Genomic DNA, 18,631 nt, shown 5'->3' with positions numbered 1-18,631 from the left:
CCTTATTATTCCTCAGGGTTAATAATCTTTGTTGAATCTTTTAGATCATTAAGTAGCATATCTATATCAACAGCCTCAGGCTCTGGTTCCTCTGGTCCCATAAAATTATCAAACAATTTGAGGTAAGAATTGAAGACCTTGGTTTGTTCTAAAGCAAAATCTTTATCATCCATAATAATAAGTTGGTCTACTAGGGATCTGTACCGTTCAATATTAGTGACGATCTCTTCAATTAAACGTTCCTGATCTTCAAAATCCATAGCACCGAAATAGGTAAGGCTTTCTTGATATTTTACAGCAACATCTAAGAAGAGTTGTCTAGCCTTTTCTGCACTGCCAACTTCATAGTAGGCGTTTATGTAAGGTTCTAACAAGGTGTAATAACCAAAGTCGTCTACTGGCATTTTCATCATAGCTAAATCGGCAATTTCTTCAGCCTTGTCCAGTTCATCCTTTTGAATAAGTGCTTCAATAAGGCGCGCTAAGTTTCCACGATAGGTGATACCATTTTTCCTGGTTTCAACATCGTGATAGATGTCTTCTCCGCTACCGCCCCAATCCCAGGATTTAACCATATTATACATAAGATCAGGATCAACTCTACCCATGTCAAATGGATTTGCCCTATTAACAGGTGTCTTAATTGGAACAAGTTTGTAACAAAGTCCATCCAGTTGCAGATAGTCTTTCATCCAAATGTAGTCTTCATCCCCAAAAGCTCCACCTGAGAAATAGATGGGGCGTTCCCAATTATTATTGGCTATAATATCCAACATGAGAAGACGATTTTTATAGATATAAGAACTTGAGATTTTTATGTCTAGATAGGGTTCTATTTTATCAGCATCTTCCGGTTTGACTACGCCATTTTCAAGCACAGCGTCTTTGTTGACAGGGATGCGCACATGCGATGTCGGGAAGTAGTTTGTATTTAATAAGGTATTTGGATATTGTCTAACGTCTTCACCTTGACGTTCCGCAACAAAACGCAATTTGGTACTTGGTTTATCACTGGATATAAAATCCATAAAATCATTGATAGGAATGGTATCTTTAGTAATTTCTCGTTTGATTATAAAGTCACGCGTACCAAAACGGTATTGCTCATGTGTCAATTGTGATGGAATTGGGTCACTTTCATAAGCTTTACGTTTCATTTGATCGATGTACCAATCGGTTTGGAACAGACTCGTATTTACCACACGTACATCTGTTCTTACACCTTCAATTTCCTGCAGATACCAAAGTGGGAATGAGTCGTTATCACCAATAGTGAATAATATGGCATTTGGTGCGCAGGATTCTAAATATTTTCTAGCCATGGCATTGGCCGTGTATTTACCGGATCTATCGTGATCGTCCCAGTTGTTGGCTGCTAAGATACCAGGCACAGCTAGTAAGCAGACTAGTGCTACAACCGGCGCCAACAATTTAGTCTTAAAACGTTCAGAAAGGGCTTGGTATAAGGAATACACCCCAAAACCAATAAATATAGCAAATACATAAAAAGATCCTACTACAGAATAATCGCGTTCACGCGGTTCAAAAGGCCTGATATTCGTATAAAACTGAATAGCAATTCCGGTCATGGCAAAGAATACCAATAAGACCCAGAAGCGTTTTTTATCTGTGTGAAAAAGGAAAAAGAATCCGAGTAATCCAAGAATCAGAGGTAAAAAGTAATAGGTATTACGAGCCTTATTATTTAGAACATCTCCAGGAAGATTATCTTGAGACATGCCTAAATGAATGGTATCAATCCATTTAATTCCTGAAATCCAGTTACCATTAAAATCATCATATCGTCCTTGTATATCGTTTTGGCGTCCAACAAAATTCCACATAAAGTAACGCCAGTACATGTAACCAAACTGATATTGGATCATGTAGATCATGTTATCAATAAAGGACGGTTTTTCAATATCAAGTAATTGTTGCCCATAGGTTCTTAAGAATTCATCATATCCTTCATAATCAACTTGGCCTTGCGCTACCCGCATTCTAAAATCATTAACGATAGCAACAATCTGTTGGTCTCCAGCGTATTCTGGTTTGATTTTAAACTGAATAAGACCAGTAAACATCATGTAGTTTTGAGCATGTTCTGAACTCCACATTCTTGGCAAAAGAGACGCATGTTCATGATTGTAATTTTGCTCCGCATTTTTCCAATCATTAATAACCACATATTTTCCTGTCTTATAGTCCTTCTCATAGTTCTTTTTAGCGTCTACAAAGGGCTGTTTTTCATCCGCACCTGAATAAATTTCGGTAAACTGTGGTCCATAAAATAAGTAAGTCTTTGGGTATTGCTCTAGATTGTAATACGCCAATAATTCTCGTGCGTCTGATGGATCGTTCTCATTAATTATAACGTTGGCATTGGCTCTAATAGGCAACATCATCCATGAAGAAAAACCAATGAAAATAAACATTAGGCAAAGCGTCAAAGTATTTAGATGAACAAGCCCCTTCTTTCTAGTATAGTTTAAAGCCAAATAAAAAGCTATTATAACCAGAAGTCCTGCAATGATGGTTCCAGAATGGAAAGGTAATCCAATACTGTTGACTATAAAGACTTCCATCCACCCAAAGAACTTAAGCGTACTTGGTAAGAGTAATTTGAATATAAAAAGCAGAATAGCAGCTGACGCTATATTGGCGACAAGGAAGTTCTTAACTGTTACCTTCTCATAGTTTTTAAAGAAATAAATCAATCCAATAGCTGGAATGGTAAGTAATCCCATGAAGTGCACTCCAAAGGATAAACCAATAATAAAAGCAATTAATATGAGCCAGCGGTTACCTCGCGGGGTGTGCATATCACGTTCCCAGCACAAGGCCAGGTAAAACATGGCAGACATAATAAGGGCGGCCATGGCATAAACTTCCGTTTCAACTGCACTAAACCAGAATGAATCTGTAAAGGTGAAGGCTAAACTACCAACAACAGCACTACCTATTATAGCCATGCCTTTATTAGCATCACCTTCTTCATAGTTGGTGAGTTTGCGAAGCAGCATACTAATAGTCCAGAACATAAATAGTATGGTGAATGCACTGGATACGGCACTCATCATGTTCAACAAGGCCCCAATTTGGGATGCTTCAGTAGCAAAAATTGAGAAAAACGCCCCAAGCATTTGAAATAGTGGCGCCCCTGGAGGGTGGCCTACTTGTAACTTCGAGGAAGTTAATATATACTCACCCGCATCCCAATAACTAACGGTTGGTTCAATGGTTAGTGCATAGGTGATAAGGGCAATAGCAAAACATCCCCAACTTAAAATTCTATTCCATTTTACGAAGCTAAAATTGGCCATATAAATTATTGATTTAGAACGAGGCGAATTTAGCAATAATTACCACACCCCTAGAGTCTTTTAAAGAAACCTTAAGCAAAAGGTGTGATTTTAAGATTAATTTTTTGTCTAAGTAAAAGTTTGTTTTAAATTTGCACCCTCGTTAGAGTGAATGGCCTATGGTGTAACTGGCAACACGTCTGGTTTTGGTCCAGAAGAGTCTAGGTTCGAGCCCTAGTAGGCCAACGGTCAAAACCCTTGAAAAATCTTCAAGGGTTTTTTTGTGCCAACACATCTAGGGCAAGGAGCCCTATGTGCAGATAAGGCAGGCTAAGATGAGTCTTTATAATTGGCTCAAGTCAACCTCAATAGAGGTAAGTACGCATTGGCCGATAAAATCATCATAATTTGAGTTAGAATTGAGGTTGTTATTTTCTCAAGCTTTTCTTGATAATAGATTGTTGATTAGGTGGGTTGTGAAAACGGATAAAAAGCGTATCTTTGCGCTGTTATTTACGGAAAGGAAATTAACGAGGGGACCAAAAGTCCCCTCTTTTCATACCGAAATATGTTTGAACAACAGGTTAGATCACTATTAGAAGAGGCTTTTGAGGAGCGGTCAGATTTGTTTTTGATCGAGAAAAGTATCACTCCAGATAATCAGGTTAAGATTGTGATTGATGGAGATAAGGGCGTCACAGTTGACGATTGTATTTTTATTAGCAGAGCTATTGAACATAATCTGGACCGTGACGAAACCGATTTTTCATTGGAAGTTCTATCAGCTGGCGCAACAGCACCTTTAATATATGCTCGTCAATACCACAAGCATCTCGGGCGAACTCTAGAGGTGAAGACTATGGATGATGAGAAAGTGGAGGGCGAATTGGTATCTATCGATGGAGAAATGGTGGAGTTAAAATGGAAAACCAGAGAACCGAAGCCGGTAGGTAAGGGCAAACATACGGTTGTGAAAACCGCCACGATAGCATTTGACACGATTAAAGAAGCAAAAGTTAAAATAAAATTCTAATTCATATCAGTTATGGAAAATGTAGCGTTAATTGAATCATTTTCAGAGTTTAAAGATGATAAACTAATAGACAGAGTGACGCTCATGGCAATTCTTGAAGACGTTTTAAGAAATGCCCTAAAGAAAAAATATGGAGATGATGACAATTTCGATATCATCATTAACCCTGATAAAGGCGACTTGGAAATTTGGAGAAACCGAATTGTTGTTGCGGATGGGGAGGTTGAAGATCCGAACCAGGAAATCGAACTTTCCGAAGCACAACGCATTGAGCCTGACTTTGAAGTTGGCGAAGATGTAGCTGAAGAAGTGAAGTTAGTTGAATTGGGAAGACGGTCTATTTTGGCATTGCGTCAAAATTTGATTTCTAAGATTCACGAACATGACAATACTAATATATACAAGCAATTTAAAGAGTTAGAAGGAGAAATCTATACTGCTGAAGTACACCACATCAGACATAGAGCTATTATCTTATTGGATGATGAGGGGAATGAGATAATCTTGCCAAAGGACAGACAAATCCCTTCAGATTTCTTTAGAAAAGGTGAAAATGTGAGAGGAGTTATCGAGAGTGTGGAGCTTAAGGGAAATAAGCCTGCAATCATTATGTCAAGAACGTCTCCATTGTTCTTGGAAAAATTATTTGAGCAGGAAATTCCGGAAGTATTTGATGGATTAATCACTGTTAAAAATGTAGTGAGAATTCCTGGTGAAAAAGCAAAAGTTGCTGTAGATTCTTATGACGATAGAATTGATCCTGTTGGTGCTTGTGTAGGTATGAAAGGATCTAGAATTCATGGAATTGTTAGAGAACTTGGCAATGAGAACATTGATGTCATCAACTTTACAAACAATCTACAATTATATATCACCAGATCATTAAGTCCTGCCAGAGTTACTTCGATTAAGATTGATGAAGACACTAAACGTGCTGAGGTTATCTTAAAACCAGAAGAGGTTTCCAAGGCTATAGGTCGTGGTGGACATAATATAAGATTAGCAGGTAAACTTACTGGTTATGAGATAGATGTGTTTAGAGAAGGTGCGGAAGAAGATGTGGAATTAAAAGAATTCTCAGATGAAATAGAAGAGTGGATCATCGCAGAATTCATTAAGGCAGGATTAGATACTGCCAAAAGTGTTTTAGAGCAGGATTTACAGGATCTTGTTAAGCGTACGGATTTAGAAGAAGAGACCATTGAAGATGTGGTTAGAATTCTGCGCGAGGAATTTGAAGAATAAGATTTATTTAAGTTATTTTACAGGCATATATGGCTCAAACAATTAGATTAAATAAGGTATTACGCGAACTTAATATTTCAATTGATCGCGCTGTGGACTATTTAGGGTCCAAGGGGGTGAGTATTGAAAAAAGTCCGAATACAAAAATTTCTGAAGAAGTTTACGACATGCTTTCTGCAGAGTTTGAAACTGATGCTTCAAAGCGCGAGAAAGCGCAGAAGGTTAGTGAAGCTAAAATGAAGGAGAAAGAAGCGTTACGTCTTAAGAAAGAAGCCGAACTTGAGGAAAAGATGCAGCAAGAGGCTGCTGTTGCAGCTGAAGAATCTGTTTTAAAGGCCAAAGCAGAACTTAGTGGTCCAAAGACTATTGGCAAAATTGATCTTAATCCTGAGAAACCAAAAGCAGAACCGGTTTCATCTGAAAAGGAAGTAGCAAAGCCTGTTGAAGAAAAAGTTGAGAAGAAAATTCAAGAGAAGAAAGAGGAACCTAAAGCCAAAGAGGAGCCCATAAAAGAAGAGAAACAACCAGCGCCAGCACCTAAGAAAGAAGAGCCAAAAGTTGAAGTGAAGGAGGAAAAGGTTGAAGATGAGAAGATAAAAACGCAATATCAAAAACTCTCAGGGCCCAAGGCAACAGGTAAAAAGATTGATTTATCTCAATTTAACAAGCCCAAAAAGAAAAAAGAAGATAAGCCAGCTGATAAGAAAAAAGATGATCAACCAGCCAATAAGCGCAAAAGACGTCGCATTAGTAAAGCTGGGAATGACAATAGAGGTGGTTTCCAAGGAAACCGTCAGGGTGGCTATAAAGGAAGAGGAAATCAGAATCGTCCAAAGGTGGTTCGGGAAGAACCTAGCGAAGAGGATGTACAAAAACAAATTCGTGAGACCCTAGAAAAACTTCAAGGAAAGGGTAGCAAAGGTAAAGGAGCCAAATATCGTAGAGAGAAAAGAGATCAGCACCGTCAACAGACGGAGATGGATCAGGAATTGGCGGCAGCTGAAAGCAAAGTGCTTAAGGTGACGGAGTTTGTTACGGTAAGTGAGGTGGCTACTATGATGGATGTTCAGGTAACACAAATTATATCTGCCTGTATGTCTTTAGGGATGATGGTGACCATGAACCAACGTCTTGATGCTGAAACTTTATCTATTGTAGCCGAGGAATTTGGTTATCAGGTAGAATTTGTAACTGCTGACATAGAAGAATCTATTGAAGAAGTTGAAGATAAACCAGAAGATCTTAAAGAACGTGCGCCAATTGTAACAGTAATGGGTCACGTTGACCACGGTAAGACGTCCCTTCTGGATTATATAAGAAAAGAAAATGTGATTGCCGGTGAGTCTGGTGGAATCACCCAGCACATTGGCGCTTATGGTGTGGAACTTGAGAATGGTCAACGAATTGCCTTCTTAGATACACCAGGTCACGAAGCCTTTACGGCCATGCGTGCACGTGGTGCTCAAGTAACGGATATTGCAATTATTGTAGTTGCGGCTGATGATGATATCATGCCACAAACCAAAGAAGCGATTTCCCACGCACAGGCAGCAGGGGTTCCTATTGTATTTGCCATTAATAAGGTAGACAAGCCAACAGCCAATCCAGATAAAATTAAAGAAGGATTAGCTAGTATGAATCTTCTTGTAGAGGATTGGGGAGGAAAAATTCAATCACATGATATTTCGGCTAAAACAGGTCAGGGAGTTCTTGAATTACTGGAGAAAGTCCTGTTGGAGGCTGAATTATTAGAATTAAAAGCTAACCCTAACAAACCGGCCAACGGTACTGTTGTTGAGGCATTTTTAGACAAAGGAAGAGGTTATGTATCCACCATTTTGGTTCAAGCTGGTACCCTAAAAATAGGGGACTACGTATTGGCAGGAAGACATAGTGGAAAAGTTAAAGCCATGCAGGATGAACGCGGCAAAGATGTGCCATTTGCAGGTCCGTCGACTCCAGTATCTATACTTGGTTTGGACGGAGCGCCACAGGCTGGTGATAAGTTTAATGTCTTTGAAGATGAGCGTGAAGCGAAGCAAATCGCTACTAAACGTACACAATTACAACGTGAGCAATCGGTAAGAACACAACGTCACATTACACTTGATGAAATTGGAAGACGTATTGCTCTTGGTGACTTTAAAGAACTTAATATTATCCTTAAAGGGGATGTGGATGGTTCTGTTGAGGCCTTAACAGATTCATTCCAGAAATTATCAACTGAAGAAATTCAGGTGAATATTATCCATAAAGGAGTAGGTGCTATCACAGAAAGTGATGTGCTATTAGCTACTGCTTCAGATGCCATCATCATTGGATTTAATGTACGTCCAATGGGCAATGCCAGACAGATTGCCGATAAGGAAGAAATTGATATCAGAACATACTCCATTATTTATGATGCTATTAATGACATCAAAGATGCTATGGAAGGTCTTTTATCTCCAGAATTGAAAGAGGAGGTTACCGGTACTGTAGAAATTAGAGAACTCTTTAAAGTTTCTAAGATTGGTACCATTGCAGGATGTATGGTTACAGACGGTAAGATCTACAGAAATTCAAGTATCCGAATCATTAGAGATGGTGTCGTGGTTTACACTGGCGAGTTAGCCTCACTTAGGCGATTTAAAGACGATGTTAAAGAAGTATCTAAAGGTTACGATTGTGGTCTTCAGATCAAGAATTACAACGATATTAAAGAAGGTGATGTTTTGGAAGCCTTCCAGGAAGTGGAAGTCAAAAAGAAACTATCCAAATAAAAAAAAAGCCGACTGAAAAGTCGGCTTTTTTTTTATTGACGTTTTTTAAAGTCTGTCTTGGGTTCAAATATAAAGGCATACATATAATCATTCTTAAGTGTTGCCAAAGCTCTATCAGCCTCTAACTTGTCTTTAAACACCCCTACCCAAACCTTATAGTTAGGTGTATTGAATTCGATGCTTGTTGGCCAATCGCGGTATTTGATCTTAAACTCTTCAAGCGCTTCCTCGGCTTTTGCGGGTTGCGTACTTTGAAAAATTTGGATTTTATAAATAGTATTGGTTCTAATGTCCTTCTTAAATTCTAGAAGTTCATCAATCGTATGGCTTTGGTTTACAGTAACCGTTCCATTTTGAGCAAAAGCCTTAGATTCTGTTATCAAAAACAATCCTAAAAGAATAATTACAGTTCTTACTTTACTCATGATTTTTGGTATTTAAGACAAAGGTATAGGACTAGAACGAAGTGACCTAAAATTTGTTATTTAGAATAGTTATAAATTATATGTTAAGACTATACCAGCATTTCTAAAATCATCTTTATACCTTACTTTTGCCTGAGTTTTTATAGACACTTTTTTGGTAAATTTTAACATAAAAATCATGCCAAAATTGAACAAAAACAGAAAATAAAAATCAAGGTTTCTGAGAAACATTGATTTAAGTTGGAACAAAAGAAAAAAATAGTCTGTATAAACGGACAAACAAATCAATAAAAATTCACAGATGAAAAAGGTTTTCAGCCGCAATTTAACCGAGTCTTTACTTCGTATCGGTTTTGTTTTCATTTTAATGTTTTCGGTATCAATTCAAGCTCAGGAAGCCGCGGAAGGCCAGGCTGGTGATCCTGCTAAAGGGAAACAGCTTTACAACACCAATTGTGCTGCTTGTCACAGGCTTGATCAGAAAATGACGGGACCTGCTTTACGTAATGTTGAGGCGCGTTTGTATGATGAGGAAGGCTTGGACAGAGAATGGTTAAATGCCTGGATTAGAAACAGTGCTGCATTGATTAAATCTGGTGATGCTTATGCCAACAAGATTTGGAATGAGTACAACCAAACCGCCATGACGGCATTCCCTACGTTAAGTGATCAGGATATTACCGATATTTTAGCTTACACGGCTGCTCCACCACCAGCGCCGGTTGAGACTGCTGCTACCACTGCTACTACTGCGGGGTCAGAGCCAGGGATTAGTAATGAAATTATACTTGGTGCACTAGCCTTGTTATTCGCACTTTTAGCTATGGCCTTAGTTCTAGTGAAGCGTACTTTAAACCATTTTGCTGAAGCAAAAGGTATTGAGGTTGAAGAATCTGAGAAGCGTATTCCAATTTGGAAAGCCTTTATTCAAAATCAGTTCCTGGTATTAGTGACTTCTATAGTATTGTTATTAGCTAGTGGTTATTTTGTGTATGGCTACTTAATGCAGGTTGGTTTAGATCAAGGTTATGCACCAGTTCAACCAATCCATTACTCACACAGAATTCACGCTGGGGACAATGAAATCGATTGTAAATATTGTCACTCATCTGCCAGAGTTAGTAAGCACTCTGGAATACCATCATTAAATATATGTATGAACTGTCACAAATCTATTGCTGAAGTAGCGCCAGAAACGCAAGCTGAAGGCTTAGAATATGGTCAGGATTACAATGCGGAGATTCAGAAATTGTATGCCGCTGTAGGATGGGATCAGAATGAGCAGGCTTACACAGGCGAAACACAGCCGGTGAAATGGGTGAGAATTCACAATCTTCCTGACTTTGCTTATTTCAATCACTCACAACACGTTGAGGTTGGAGGCATCGAGTGTCAGACTTGTCATGGTCCTGTAGAAGAAATGGAAATCATGAGTCAGCATTCTCCATTAACGATGGGATGGTGTATCAACTGTCACAGAGAAACGGAAGTTAAGGTGAAGGATAATGGGTATTATACCAAAATTCACGAAGAACTTTCCAAAAAATATAACGTAGAAAAATTAACGGTTGCCATGATGGGTGGTCTGGAATGTGGTAAGTGCCACTACTAGAAAGAGGTAATCAAAATTAATAAAGCAAGTAATTTTAATCATATGTCATCAAACAAGAAATACTGGAAAAGTGTTGAAGAACTGAACGACAACAGTTCTATTGTTGAGACACTTCAGCAAAACGAATTTGTTGAAGAAATACCAACTGACACATTCTTAGGTGATAAAGAAACACTTGAATCTTCGTCCACTACACGACGCGATTTCTTAAAGTATGTTGGTTTTAGTACAGCGGCAGCTTCTTTAGCAGCTTGTGAAGGACCGGTTGTAAAGTCCATTCCTTACGTGGTGCAACCAACCGAGATTATTCCTGGTGTGGCCAATTATTACGCCACCACTATTGCTAATGGTCATGACTTTGCAAGTGTTTTGGTCAAAACCAGAGAAGGTAGACCTATTAAAATTGAAAACAATAACCTGGCTGAAACAAACGGGATGGCCAATGCCCGTGTTCATGCTTCGGTTTTAGATTTATATGATAACAAACGTGTGAAGGCTCCTATGAAAGGCGATCAGCCAATAGGATGGTCTCAGTTTGTTTCAGAAACCACAAAGAAATTCGACGAGTTAAAAGCAGAGGGGAAAGAGATTGCTATTTTAACACAATCCTACGCAAGCCCATCTACTCGAAACCTAATTGCTGACTTTAGAGAGCAATATACCAATGTACGCCACGTACGTTATGATGCTGTATCTGAATCTGCTGCTCTAGATGCCTTCCAAGCTAAGTACGGAGAACGTGCTCTTGCTAACTATGACTTTGAAAAAGCTATGACCATCGTTTCTGTTGGTGCTGATTTCTTAGGCGATTGGCAAGGTGGAGGTTTTGATTCAGGATATGCTAAGAAGCGTGTGCCTGATCATGGTAAAATGTCTAAGCACATCCAGTTTGAGTCCAATATGTCTCTAACCGGTGCTAATGCAGATGTTCGTGTGCCAATGAAAGCAAGCGAGCAACGTTTGGCCCTTGCCAAACTGTTTAGCTATGTAACCGGGTCAAATGTATCAGGGACCTTACCTGAGGCTATTGACCAGGCGGTACGTTCAGCTGCTTCAGAATTAAAGCGAGCTGGAAACAAAGGTGTTGTTGTTACTGGAATTCAGGACGTCAATGCACAGACCGTTGTATTAGAATTGAACGAATACTTAGGAAGTAAAGCGTTTGACACTAAGATGACTATTAAGACCAGACGTGGAAATGATACTGAGGTTGCTACTTTGGTTGCGGATATGAAAGCTGGTAAGATAGCAGCTGTAATTATGGCGGGTGTGAATCCAATCTATTCCTTACCTAATGCTGAGGATTTTAAGGCTGGCTTAGAAAAGGTAGAAATGTCAATTGCTTCTACAATGAAAGTAGACGAGACCGCAAAACTTTGCACATATATTGCTGCGGCACCACATTATTTAGAATCATGGGGTGATGTTGAAATGAAGAAAGGTCACTACAGCTTAACTCAGCCAACAATTAGACCTTTATTTGATACGAAACAATTCCAGGAATTATTAATGACTTGGACTGCTAATCCGCAGTCTTACGATGAGTACATTAAAATGATCTGGAATCAGGATATATTAAACGGTGGATCTTTCAGTCAGGCTCTACACGATGGTGTTTATAAGGTGGCTTATGACGCTGTTGATGTTTTAGATGATATTGAGGATACTTTAGAAGAGGATGCTGTTGAAACTCCAGCAGGTGATGCTGCAAGAGCACTATCGCAATCTGCTAAGGGTGCAACAATGGAGTTGGTGCTTTATACCAAAACAGGTATGGGTGATGGCCAACAGGCTAACAATCCTTGGTTACAGGAATTTCCTGATCCAATTACCAGAACTTCATGGGATAACTACTTAACCGTATCTAAGGCAGATGCTGAAGCTGCTGGTTTGGTAAACGAAAATGTTGCTAACGGTGGACTTAACGGTAGTTATGCTAACGTTACGGTAAATGGTGTAACAGTGAATGTGCCTGTGATTATACAGCCAGGTCAAGCTAAAGGGACCGTAGGTTTAGCCTTAGGATATGGACGTACCGATGGTGTTCAATCCGAATTGCAGACTGGAGTAAATGCCTATCCGTTGTATCAAAACTTTAGTGCGGTTCAAGAAGTAAGTATTGAGAAAACTTCAGGAACACACGAATTTGCTTGTGTACAGTTACACAATACCTTAATGGGTCGTGGTGATATCATTAGAGAAACCACGCTTGAGGTATTTAACACTAAGAATAAAAATTACTGGAATCCAATACCAAAGGTTTCCAAAGATCATATTGAAACCCCAGTAACATCTCCAGATGTGGATCTGTGGGATTCTTTTGACCGTTCTATTGGACATCATTTTAATTTATCAATTGACTTAAATGCCTGTACAGGTTGTGGAGCATGTGTTATTGCATGTCATGCTGAGAATAATGTACCGGTAGTTGGTAAGACAGAGATGCGTCGCAGTCGAGATATGCACTGGTTACGTATTGATAGATATTATTCTTCTCAGGATTCCTTTGAGGGTGATAACGCTAAGAAGGACAACATTTCTGGTTTAGGCAGTTCACTGAGTGAGTTTGGAGAAATGGAAAGCCCTGCTGATAATCCTCAGGTAGCCTTCCAACCAGTAATGTGTCAGCATTGTAATCACGCTCCGTGTGAAACAGTTTGTCCAGTTGCGGCAACTGCTCATGGTCGTCAGGGACAAAACCACATGGCCTATAACCGTTGTGTAGGTACTAGATACTGTGCTAACAACTGTCCATATAAAGTAAGACGTTTCAATTGGTTCTTATACAACAATAACGATGAGTTTGATTTCTTTATGAACAACGATCTTGGTCGTATGGTTATCAATCCAGATGTTACAGTTCGTTCAAGAGGGGTGATGGAGAAGTGTTCGTTCTGTATCCAGAAGACTCAGAAAACAATACTTGATGCTAAGCGTGACGGACGTGAGATTAAAGATGGGGAGTTCCAAACGGCATGTTCTGCCGCTTGTGGTAGCGGAGCCATGGTATTTGGTGATGTTAATGATGAATCAAGTGAGGTAGCGAAACTTTCTAAGGATGATCGCATGTATCATTTATTGGAGCATGTTGGTACAAAACCAAATGTGTTCTATCATACGAAAGTTAGAAATACAACAAAAGCATAAACTAAAATTAAAGATCAATAATATATTATGGCGTCTCATTACGAAGCACCAATTAGAAGACCACTAGTCACCGGCGAGAAATCGTATCACGATGTAACAGTGGACGTGGCAAGACCTGTAGAGGGTCAGGCCAACAAAGCCTGGTGGATTGTCTTTAGCATTGCATTAGTGGCCTTTCTTTGGGGATTAGGATGTATCATCTACACCATTTCCACAGGTATTGGGGTCTGGGGTCTTAACAAGACTGTAAACTGGGCCTGGGATATCACCAACTTTGTATGGTGGGTAGGTATTGGTCACGCAGGAACATTGATTTCTGCAGTACTGTTACTCTTCCGTCAGAAATGGAGAATGGCGATCAATAGATCAGCTGAAGCGATGACCATTTTTTCTGTAATCCAAGCAGGTTTATTCCCAATTATTCACATGGGTCGTCCATGGTTGGCTTATTGGGTGTTACCTATTCCAAATCAATTTGGATCCCTTTGGGTGAACTTTAACTCTCCACTACTTTGGGACGTATTTGCGATCTCAACCTATTTATCGGTTTCTCTGGTTTTCTGGTGGACAGGGTTATTACCTGACTTTGCCATGATTAGAGACCGTGCAGTAAAGCCATTCCAAAAGAAAATTTATTCATTAATAAGTTTTGGGTGGTCAGGAAGAGCTAAGGATTGGCAGCGTTTTGAAGAAGTATCTCTGGTACTTGCTGGTTTAGCAACACCTCTGGTACTTTCTGTTCATACCATTGTATCTTTTGACTTTGCTACCTCGGTTATTCCTGGATGGCACACTACGATCTTCCCGCCTTATTTTGTTGCTGGGGCGATCTTCTCGGGGTTTGCCATGGTAAACACCTTACTTATTATTATGAGAAAGGTTTGTAACCTTGAAGATTATATCACAGTTCAGCATATTGAGTTGATGAACATAGTAATTATGATTACTGGTTCTATTGTTGGTGTGGCCTATATTACTGAGTTGTTCATTGCCTGGTATTCTGGTGTAGAATACGAACAATACGCCTTCTTAAATAGAGCAACTGGACCTTACTGGTGGGCTTACTGGGCCATGATGAGTTGTAATGTATTCTCTCCACAGTTCATGTGGTTCAAGAAATTAAGAACAAGTATCATGTTCTCGTTCTTTATTTCAATTGTAGTAAATATTGGAATGTGGTTTGAGCGTTTTGTAATTATTGTAACCTCGCTTCACAGAGATTACTTGCCATCGTCATGGACAATGTTCTCACCAACCTTTGTGGATATAGGAATATTCATTGGCACCATTGGATTCTTCTTTGTACTCTTCCTATTGTACTCAAGAACATTCCCAGTAATTGCACAAGCTGAGGTTAAGACGATTTTAAAATCATCTGGCGAGCGCTACAAGCGATTAAGAGAAAATGGTGAGAGTTTGGCAGGAGCAGCAACAGATGAAAGAACAAGCTCGACTAAAGCTAAATCAACTAATAAAAAAGACAAAAACAACGAATAGCCTATGGAAGCTTCAAAAGTAGTACACGCTATTTATAACGATGATGATGTGTTGATGGCCGCAGTTAAAAAGGTCAAGGCAGAAAAACATCACATCGAGGAAATATATACACCTTTTCCAGTTCACGGATTGGATAAGGCAATGGGATTAGCTCCAACAAGAATTGCCATCACTTCCTTTTTATATGGATGTGTTGGATTAACTGTAGCTATCTTGATGATGAATTTCATTATGATTAAAGATTGGCCGCAAGACATTGGTGGTAAACCAAGCTTCAGCTATTTGGAAAATATGCCGGCCTTTGTACCAATCATGTTTGAGTTGACTGTTTTCTTTGCTGCGCACTTAATGGTAATTACATTCTATCTGAGAAGCCGTATGTGGCCTTTTAAGAAAGCCGAGAATCCTGATCCAAGAACCACAGATGACCATTTCTTAATGGAGGTTGCTGTTCATGGTAATGAAAAAGAGCTAAGCTCTTTACTAAAAGAGACAGGAGCCGTTGAACTAAAGTTTATCGATAAAGAAGATACACACTAGTATGAAGAACTTATATACATATGCAGTTGTAATATTGACTGTTTTAGTAATGGTTTCATGCCAAAACAATTCCAGACCAAACTACCAATACATGCCAAACATGTATGAGTCTGTTGGTTACGAAGCTTACCAGGAAGCAGAGGTTTTTAAGGGTGACGTTGAAGCACAATTACCTGTGGAAGGGACACTACCAAGAGGGTATTCATTTTATGATATTGAAAATACTAATGATGGTTACGAGTACGCGAAAGCCAATTTAGTAAGCCCAATAGACTCGACTGCCATAGATATGGAGCGCGGAAAAGAACTTTACGAAATATACTGTGGCATTTGCCATGGGAATAAGGGTAAGGGTCAAGGGACTTTGGTTAAGCGTGAGAAAATATTAGGGGTTCCTAGTTATGATGATGCCGGGAGAGCAATTACTCAAGGTAGTATCTACCATGTGATCTACTACGGAAAAAATACCATGGGATCCTATGCCAATCAGCTTAATGAAGAAGAGCGCTGGCAAGTAGTTGCTTATGTTGAAAAACTAAAAGCAGATTTAGAAAAGTAAGATTTAGACAAAGATTATATAAATGGAATATACAATTTCAAACCGACTAAAAATGGCTTCAATAGTCCTCATTATTTTGGGGCTAATCGGGGTAAGCTATGGTTTTTGGGATTCTCATCATTACAAAACAGTAGATGATGTAAAAGTCTTGTTGGCTGAAGAAGCACATCACGGTGATGGTCATGGCGAAGCCCATGGTGCAGATCATGGTGGCACACATGCTACAGCTGGTCATCATGAAGCTGATGCACATGGTGAGTCCGATGAACATGCTGAAGAAGGTCATCATATGAGTCATGAAGAGCATGTACTGCACCAAATCCACAACCGTCCATGGGCAGCATTATACGTTGGTGCGTTTTTCTTTTTTATGATTGCCTTAGGGGTGCTAGCATTTTATGCGATTCAGTATGCCTCGCAAGCTGGGTGGTCTCCAGTGCTTTTTAGAGTCATGGAAGCTATCACGGCTTACATGTTCCCTGGAGCGGTTATCGTCTTGTTAATAGCAGTTGCTTCAGGTACTATTGGTCATTATAACATCTTTACATGGATGGATCCAGAGGTTGTAGAGCATGATAAGTTAATTCAAGGAAAATCAGGATGGTTGAATATGACATCTTTTGTAATAAGAGGTGTAATTTTTATTTCTGGATGGGCATTGTACCGTCACTTCTCAAGAAAATTCTCGATTGCACAGGACAATGCTGATGACAATAAGAACTTTAAGAAGAACTTCAGAATCTCTGCAGGTTTCTTAGTATTCTATATTTATACTGAATCTATGATGTCTTGGGATTGGATTATGAGCGTAGATCCTCACTGGTTTAGTACCTTATTTGGTTGGTATGTGTTTGCCTCTATGTTTGTGAGTGGGATAACTGTTATTGCATTAATAACCATCTATTTGAAATCTAAAGGATTGTTAGAGTTTGTAAATGATAGTCATATCCATGATTTAGCAAAATTCATGTTTGGTATTAGTATTTTCTGGACTTATTTGTGGTTCTCACAGTTCATGTTAATCTGGTATTCTAACATACCTGAAGAGGTGACTTACTTCATGACCAGAATAGAATATTACAAACTTCCATTTTTTGGAATGTTAGCAATGAATTTCATATTCCCATTATTAGTTTTAATGAACAGTGATTATAAACGAATTCCTTGGTTTGTAGTTATGGCCGGTATAATTATTCTTTGCGGGCACTATTTAGATGTCTTTAACATGATTATGCCAGCAACTGTAGTGGATCGTTGGTTTATTGGTGCGCCAGAGTTAGGTGCCGTATGTTTGTTTGGTGGATTATTTCTTTTCATTGTATTTAGAGCACTTGGAAAAGCGCCTTTATTAGCCAAGGGAAATCCGATGATTAAAGAAAGTGAGCACTTTCATTATTAATTAAATTGTTTAGATAAAAACGAATGACAACTTTATTAATTTTTGTAATAGTTCTTTTTGTGGCTATTGCTTTATGGCAGATGGTGAAGATTTTTGATTTGGCACAAGTAGGTGGGCCAAGTTCTCAAGTTGCCGATGACAAGGACAATAGAATCAATGGGTATTTGATGATAGGATTCCTAATATTCATCTACGCCATTACAATTTTAAGTTTTTACTATCTAGGGGATCTTCCTTTGATTGGTAATTCTGCCTCCGAGCACGGTCCGGGGATTGATAACTTAATGGTAATTTCCATGGTAGTTATCTTTATTGTACAAATTGTTACACAATTCCTTCTACATTATTTTGCTTTTAAATACAAAGGTGAGAAGGGAAGGAAGGCATTGTTTTATGCAGACAATAATACTCTTGAGGCAATTTGGACTATAATTCCAGTTATTGTTTTAGCAGGTTTGATCATTTATGGTTTGTTCACTTGGAACGATATAATGAATGTTACTGCAGCTACTGATGATGAGGATCCAATGGTTATCGAGTTATATGCACAGCAATTTAATTGGAAGGCCAGATATTCAGGTGAAGATAATGTATTAGGTCAGGCCAATGTGAGATTAATCGATTTAGACCGCGCTAATATCTTAGGTCTTGATGAAGCGGATCCGTATGCACAAGACGATGTTATAGTTACAGAGTTACACTTACCAAAAGGAAGGCCGATCTTGTTTAAAATGAGATCTCAGGATGTTCTGCATTCTGCTTATATGCCACACTTTAGAGCTCAAATGAACTGTGTACCAGGAATGGTAACTCAATTCGCTTTCACGCCAATGGTAACTACTGCGGAGATGAGACAAAATCCTGATATGCAGGATAAAGTGAAAAACATTAATGAGATTCGTTTAGAGAATAAAGAGGATATTGAAGCACGTGGACAAGATTTGGTTTACGAGTTTGATTACTTACTTTTATGTAACAAAATCTGTGGAAAGTCTCATTACAATATGCAGATGAAGATTATTGTTGAGGAGCAGGAAGAATTTGATGCCTGGATGGCAGAGCAAACCAAGTTTGCAGCATCATTGAATTAGAAAAATTGTTTTAAGAAAG

General features: G+C 38.9%; 12 protein-coding genes and 1 tRNA gene. 11 read left to right on the top strand and 2 right to left on the bottom strand.

Annotated features, from left to right (window positions below; genetic code table 11):
- Positions 1–5 precede the first annotated feature (5 nt).
- Entirely contained in the window at positions 6–3,323 is a 3,318-nt protein-coding gene (locus DN064_RS10780) for a glycosyltransferase family 117 protein (RefSeq protein WP_115462667.1), read from the bottom strand.
- Between the two features lie 152 nt (positions 3,324–3,475).
- Between DN064_RS10780 and DN064_RS10775 the strand changes: the two genes are divergently transcribed.
- The 4 genes from DN064_RS10775 (at position 3,476) to infB (ending at position 8,342) form a co-directional block, all read left to right on the top strand.
- A tRNA-Gln gene (locus tag DN064_RS10775) sits at positions 3,476–3,548 on the top strand.
- Between the two features lie 322 nt (positions 3,549–3,870).
- A complete protein-coding gene (gene rimP / locus DN064_RS10770; protein ID WP_115462666.1) occupies positions 3,871–4,335 on the top strand; it encodes a ribosome assembly cofactor RimP in 465 nt (154 codons plus the stop codon).
- A 12-nt stretch (positions 4,336–4,347) separates the two neighbouring features.
- The gene (nusA, locus tag DN064_RS10765; protein WP_115462665.1) at positions 4,348–5,580 is read left to right on the top strand and encodes a transcription termination factor NusA; all 1,233 of its coding nucleotides are present in this window, start codon (positions 4,348–4,350) and stop codon (positions 5,578–5,580) included.
- A 29-nt stretch (positions 5,581–5,609) separates the two neighbouring features.
- Positions 5,610–8,342 carry a translation initiation factor IF-2 gene (gene infB, locus DN064_RS10760; protein ID WP_115462664.1) on the top strand — a complete coding sequence of 911 codons (2,733 nt, stop codon included), beginning with the start codon at positions 5,610–5,612 and terminating at the stop codon, positions 8,340–8,342.
- 32 nt (positions 8,343–8,374) lie between these two features.
- Here infB and DN064_RS10755 read toward each other — a convergent pair whose 3' ends face one another.
- On the bottom strand, positions 8,375–8,767 hold the full coding sequence (locus DN064_RS10755) for an SPOR domain-containing protein (protein ID WP_115462663.1): 393 nt from the start codon (positions 8,765–8,767) through the stop codon (positions 8,375–8,377).
- A 301-nt stretch (positions 8,768–9,068) separates the two neighbouring features.
- Here DN064_RS10755 and DN064_RS10750 point away from each other — a divergent pair, with 301 nt between their 5' ends.
- The 7 genes from DN064_RS10750 to DN064_RS10720 are packed head-to-tail and all read left to right on the top strand — an operon-like array spanning position 9,069 to position 18,612.
- Positions 9,069–10,379, top strand: coding sequence for a c-type cytochrome (locus tag DN064_RS10750; RefSeq protein WP_115462662.1), 1,311 nt, complete (start codon positions 9,069–9,071; stop codon positions 10,377–10,379).
- 42 nt (positions 10,380–10,421) lie between these two features.
- Complete coding sequence (locus DN064_RS10745; RefSeq protein WP_115462661.1) at positions 10,422–13,526, top strand: TAT-variant-translocated molybdopterin oxidoreductase; 3,105 nt, start codon at positions 10,422–10,424, stop codon at positions 13,524–13,526.
- 27 nt (positions 13,527–13,553) lie between these two features.
- On the top strand, positions 13,554–15,023 hold the full coding sequence (nrfD, locus tag DN064_RS10740; RefSeq protein ID WP_115462660.1) for an NrfD/PsrC family molybdoenzyme membrane anchor subunit: 1,470 nt from the start codon (positions 13,554–13,556) through the stop codon (positions 15,021–15,023).
- Positions 15,024–15,026: 3 nt separating this feature from the next.
- Entirely contained in the window at positions 15,027–15,563 is a 537-nt protein-coding gene (locus tag DN064_RS10735; RefSeq protein ID WP_115462659.1) for a DUF3341 domain-containing protein, read from the top strand.
- A 1-nt stretch (position 15,564) separates the two neighbouring features.
- The gene (locus DN064_RS10730; protein WP_198659440.1) at positions 15,565–16,122 is read left to right on the top strand and encodes a c-type cytochrome; all 558 of its coding nucleotides are present in this window, start codon (positions 15,565–15,567) and stop codon (positions 16,120–16,122) included.
- A 52-nt stretch (positions 16,123–16,174) separates the two neighbouring features.
- Entirely contained in the window at positions 16,175–17,521 is a 1,347-nt protein-coding gene (locus DN064_RS10725; RefSeq protein ID WP_232827473.1) for a quinol:cytochrome C oxidoreductase, read from the top strand.
- A 23-nt stretch (positions 17,522–17,544) separates the two neighbouring features.
- Positions 17,545–18,612 carry a cytochrome c oxidase subunit II gene (locus DN064_RS10720; protein ID WP_115462657.1) on the top strand — a complete coding sequence of 356 codons (1,068 nt, stop codon included), beginning with the start codon at positions 17,545–17,547 and terminating at the stop codon, positions 18,610–18,612.
- The last annotated feature ends 19 nt before the right edge of the window (positions 18,613–18,631 follow it).

This window comes from Winogradskyella aurantiaca (assembly GCF_003362725.1).
Lineage (GTDB): Bacteria > Bacteroidota > Bacteroidia > Flavobacteriales > Flavobacteriaceae > Winogradskyella_A > Winogradskyella_A aurantiaca.
Note: the sequence above shows the minus strand (reverse complement) of the source record. Positions and strands in the feature narration are given on the sequence as shown.

Coding starts and splice junctions, on each gene's coding strand:
- DN064_RS10780 (WP_115462667.1), bottom strand. CDS start 3,323: ATGGCCAATTTTAGCTTCGTAAAATGGAATAGAATTTTAAGTTGGGGA.
- rimP (WP_115462666.1), top strand. CDS start 3,871: ATGTTTGAACAACAGGTTAGATCACTATTAGAAGAGGCTTTTGAGGAG.
- nusA (WP_115462665.1), top strand. CDS start 4,348: ATGGAAAATGTAGCGTTAATTGAATCATTTTCAGAGTTTAAAGATGAT.
- infB (WP_115462664.1), top strand. CDS start 5,610: ATGGCTCAAACAATTAGATTAAATAAGGTATTACGCGAACTTAATATT.
- DN064_RS10755 (WP_115462663.1), bottom strand. CDS start 8,767: ATGAGTAAAGTAAGAACTGTAATTATTCTTTTAGGATTGTTTTTGATA.
- DN064_RS10750 (WP_115462662.1), top strand. CDS start 9,069: ATGAAAAAGGTTTTCAGCCGCAATTTAACCGAGTCTTTACTTCGTATC.
- DN064_RS10745 (WP_115462661.1), top strand. CDS start 10,422: ATGTCATCAAACAAGAAATACTGGAAAAGTGTTGAAGAACTGAACGAC.
- nrfD (WP_115462660.1), top strand. CDS start 13,554: ATGGCGTCTCATTACGAAGCACCAATTAGAAGACCACTAGTCACCGGC.
- DN064_RS10735 (WP_115462659.1), top strand. CDS start 15,027: ATGGAAGCTTCAAAAGTAGTACACGCTATTTATAACGATGATGATGTG.
- DN064_RS10730 (WP_198659440.1), top strand. CDS start 15,565: ATGAAGAACTTATATACATATGCAGTTGTAATATTGACTGTTTTAGTA.
- DN064_RS10725 (WP_232827473.1), top strand. CDS start 16,175: ATGGCTTCAATAGTCCTCATTATTTTGGGGCTAATCGGGGTAAGCTAT.
- DN064_RS10720 (WP_115462657.1), top strand. CDS start 17,545: ATGACAACTTTATTAATTTTTGTAATAGTTCTTTTTGTGGCTATTGCT.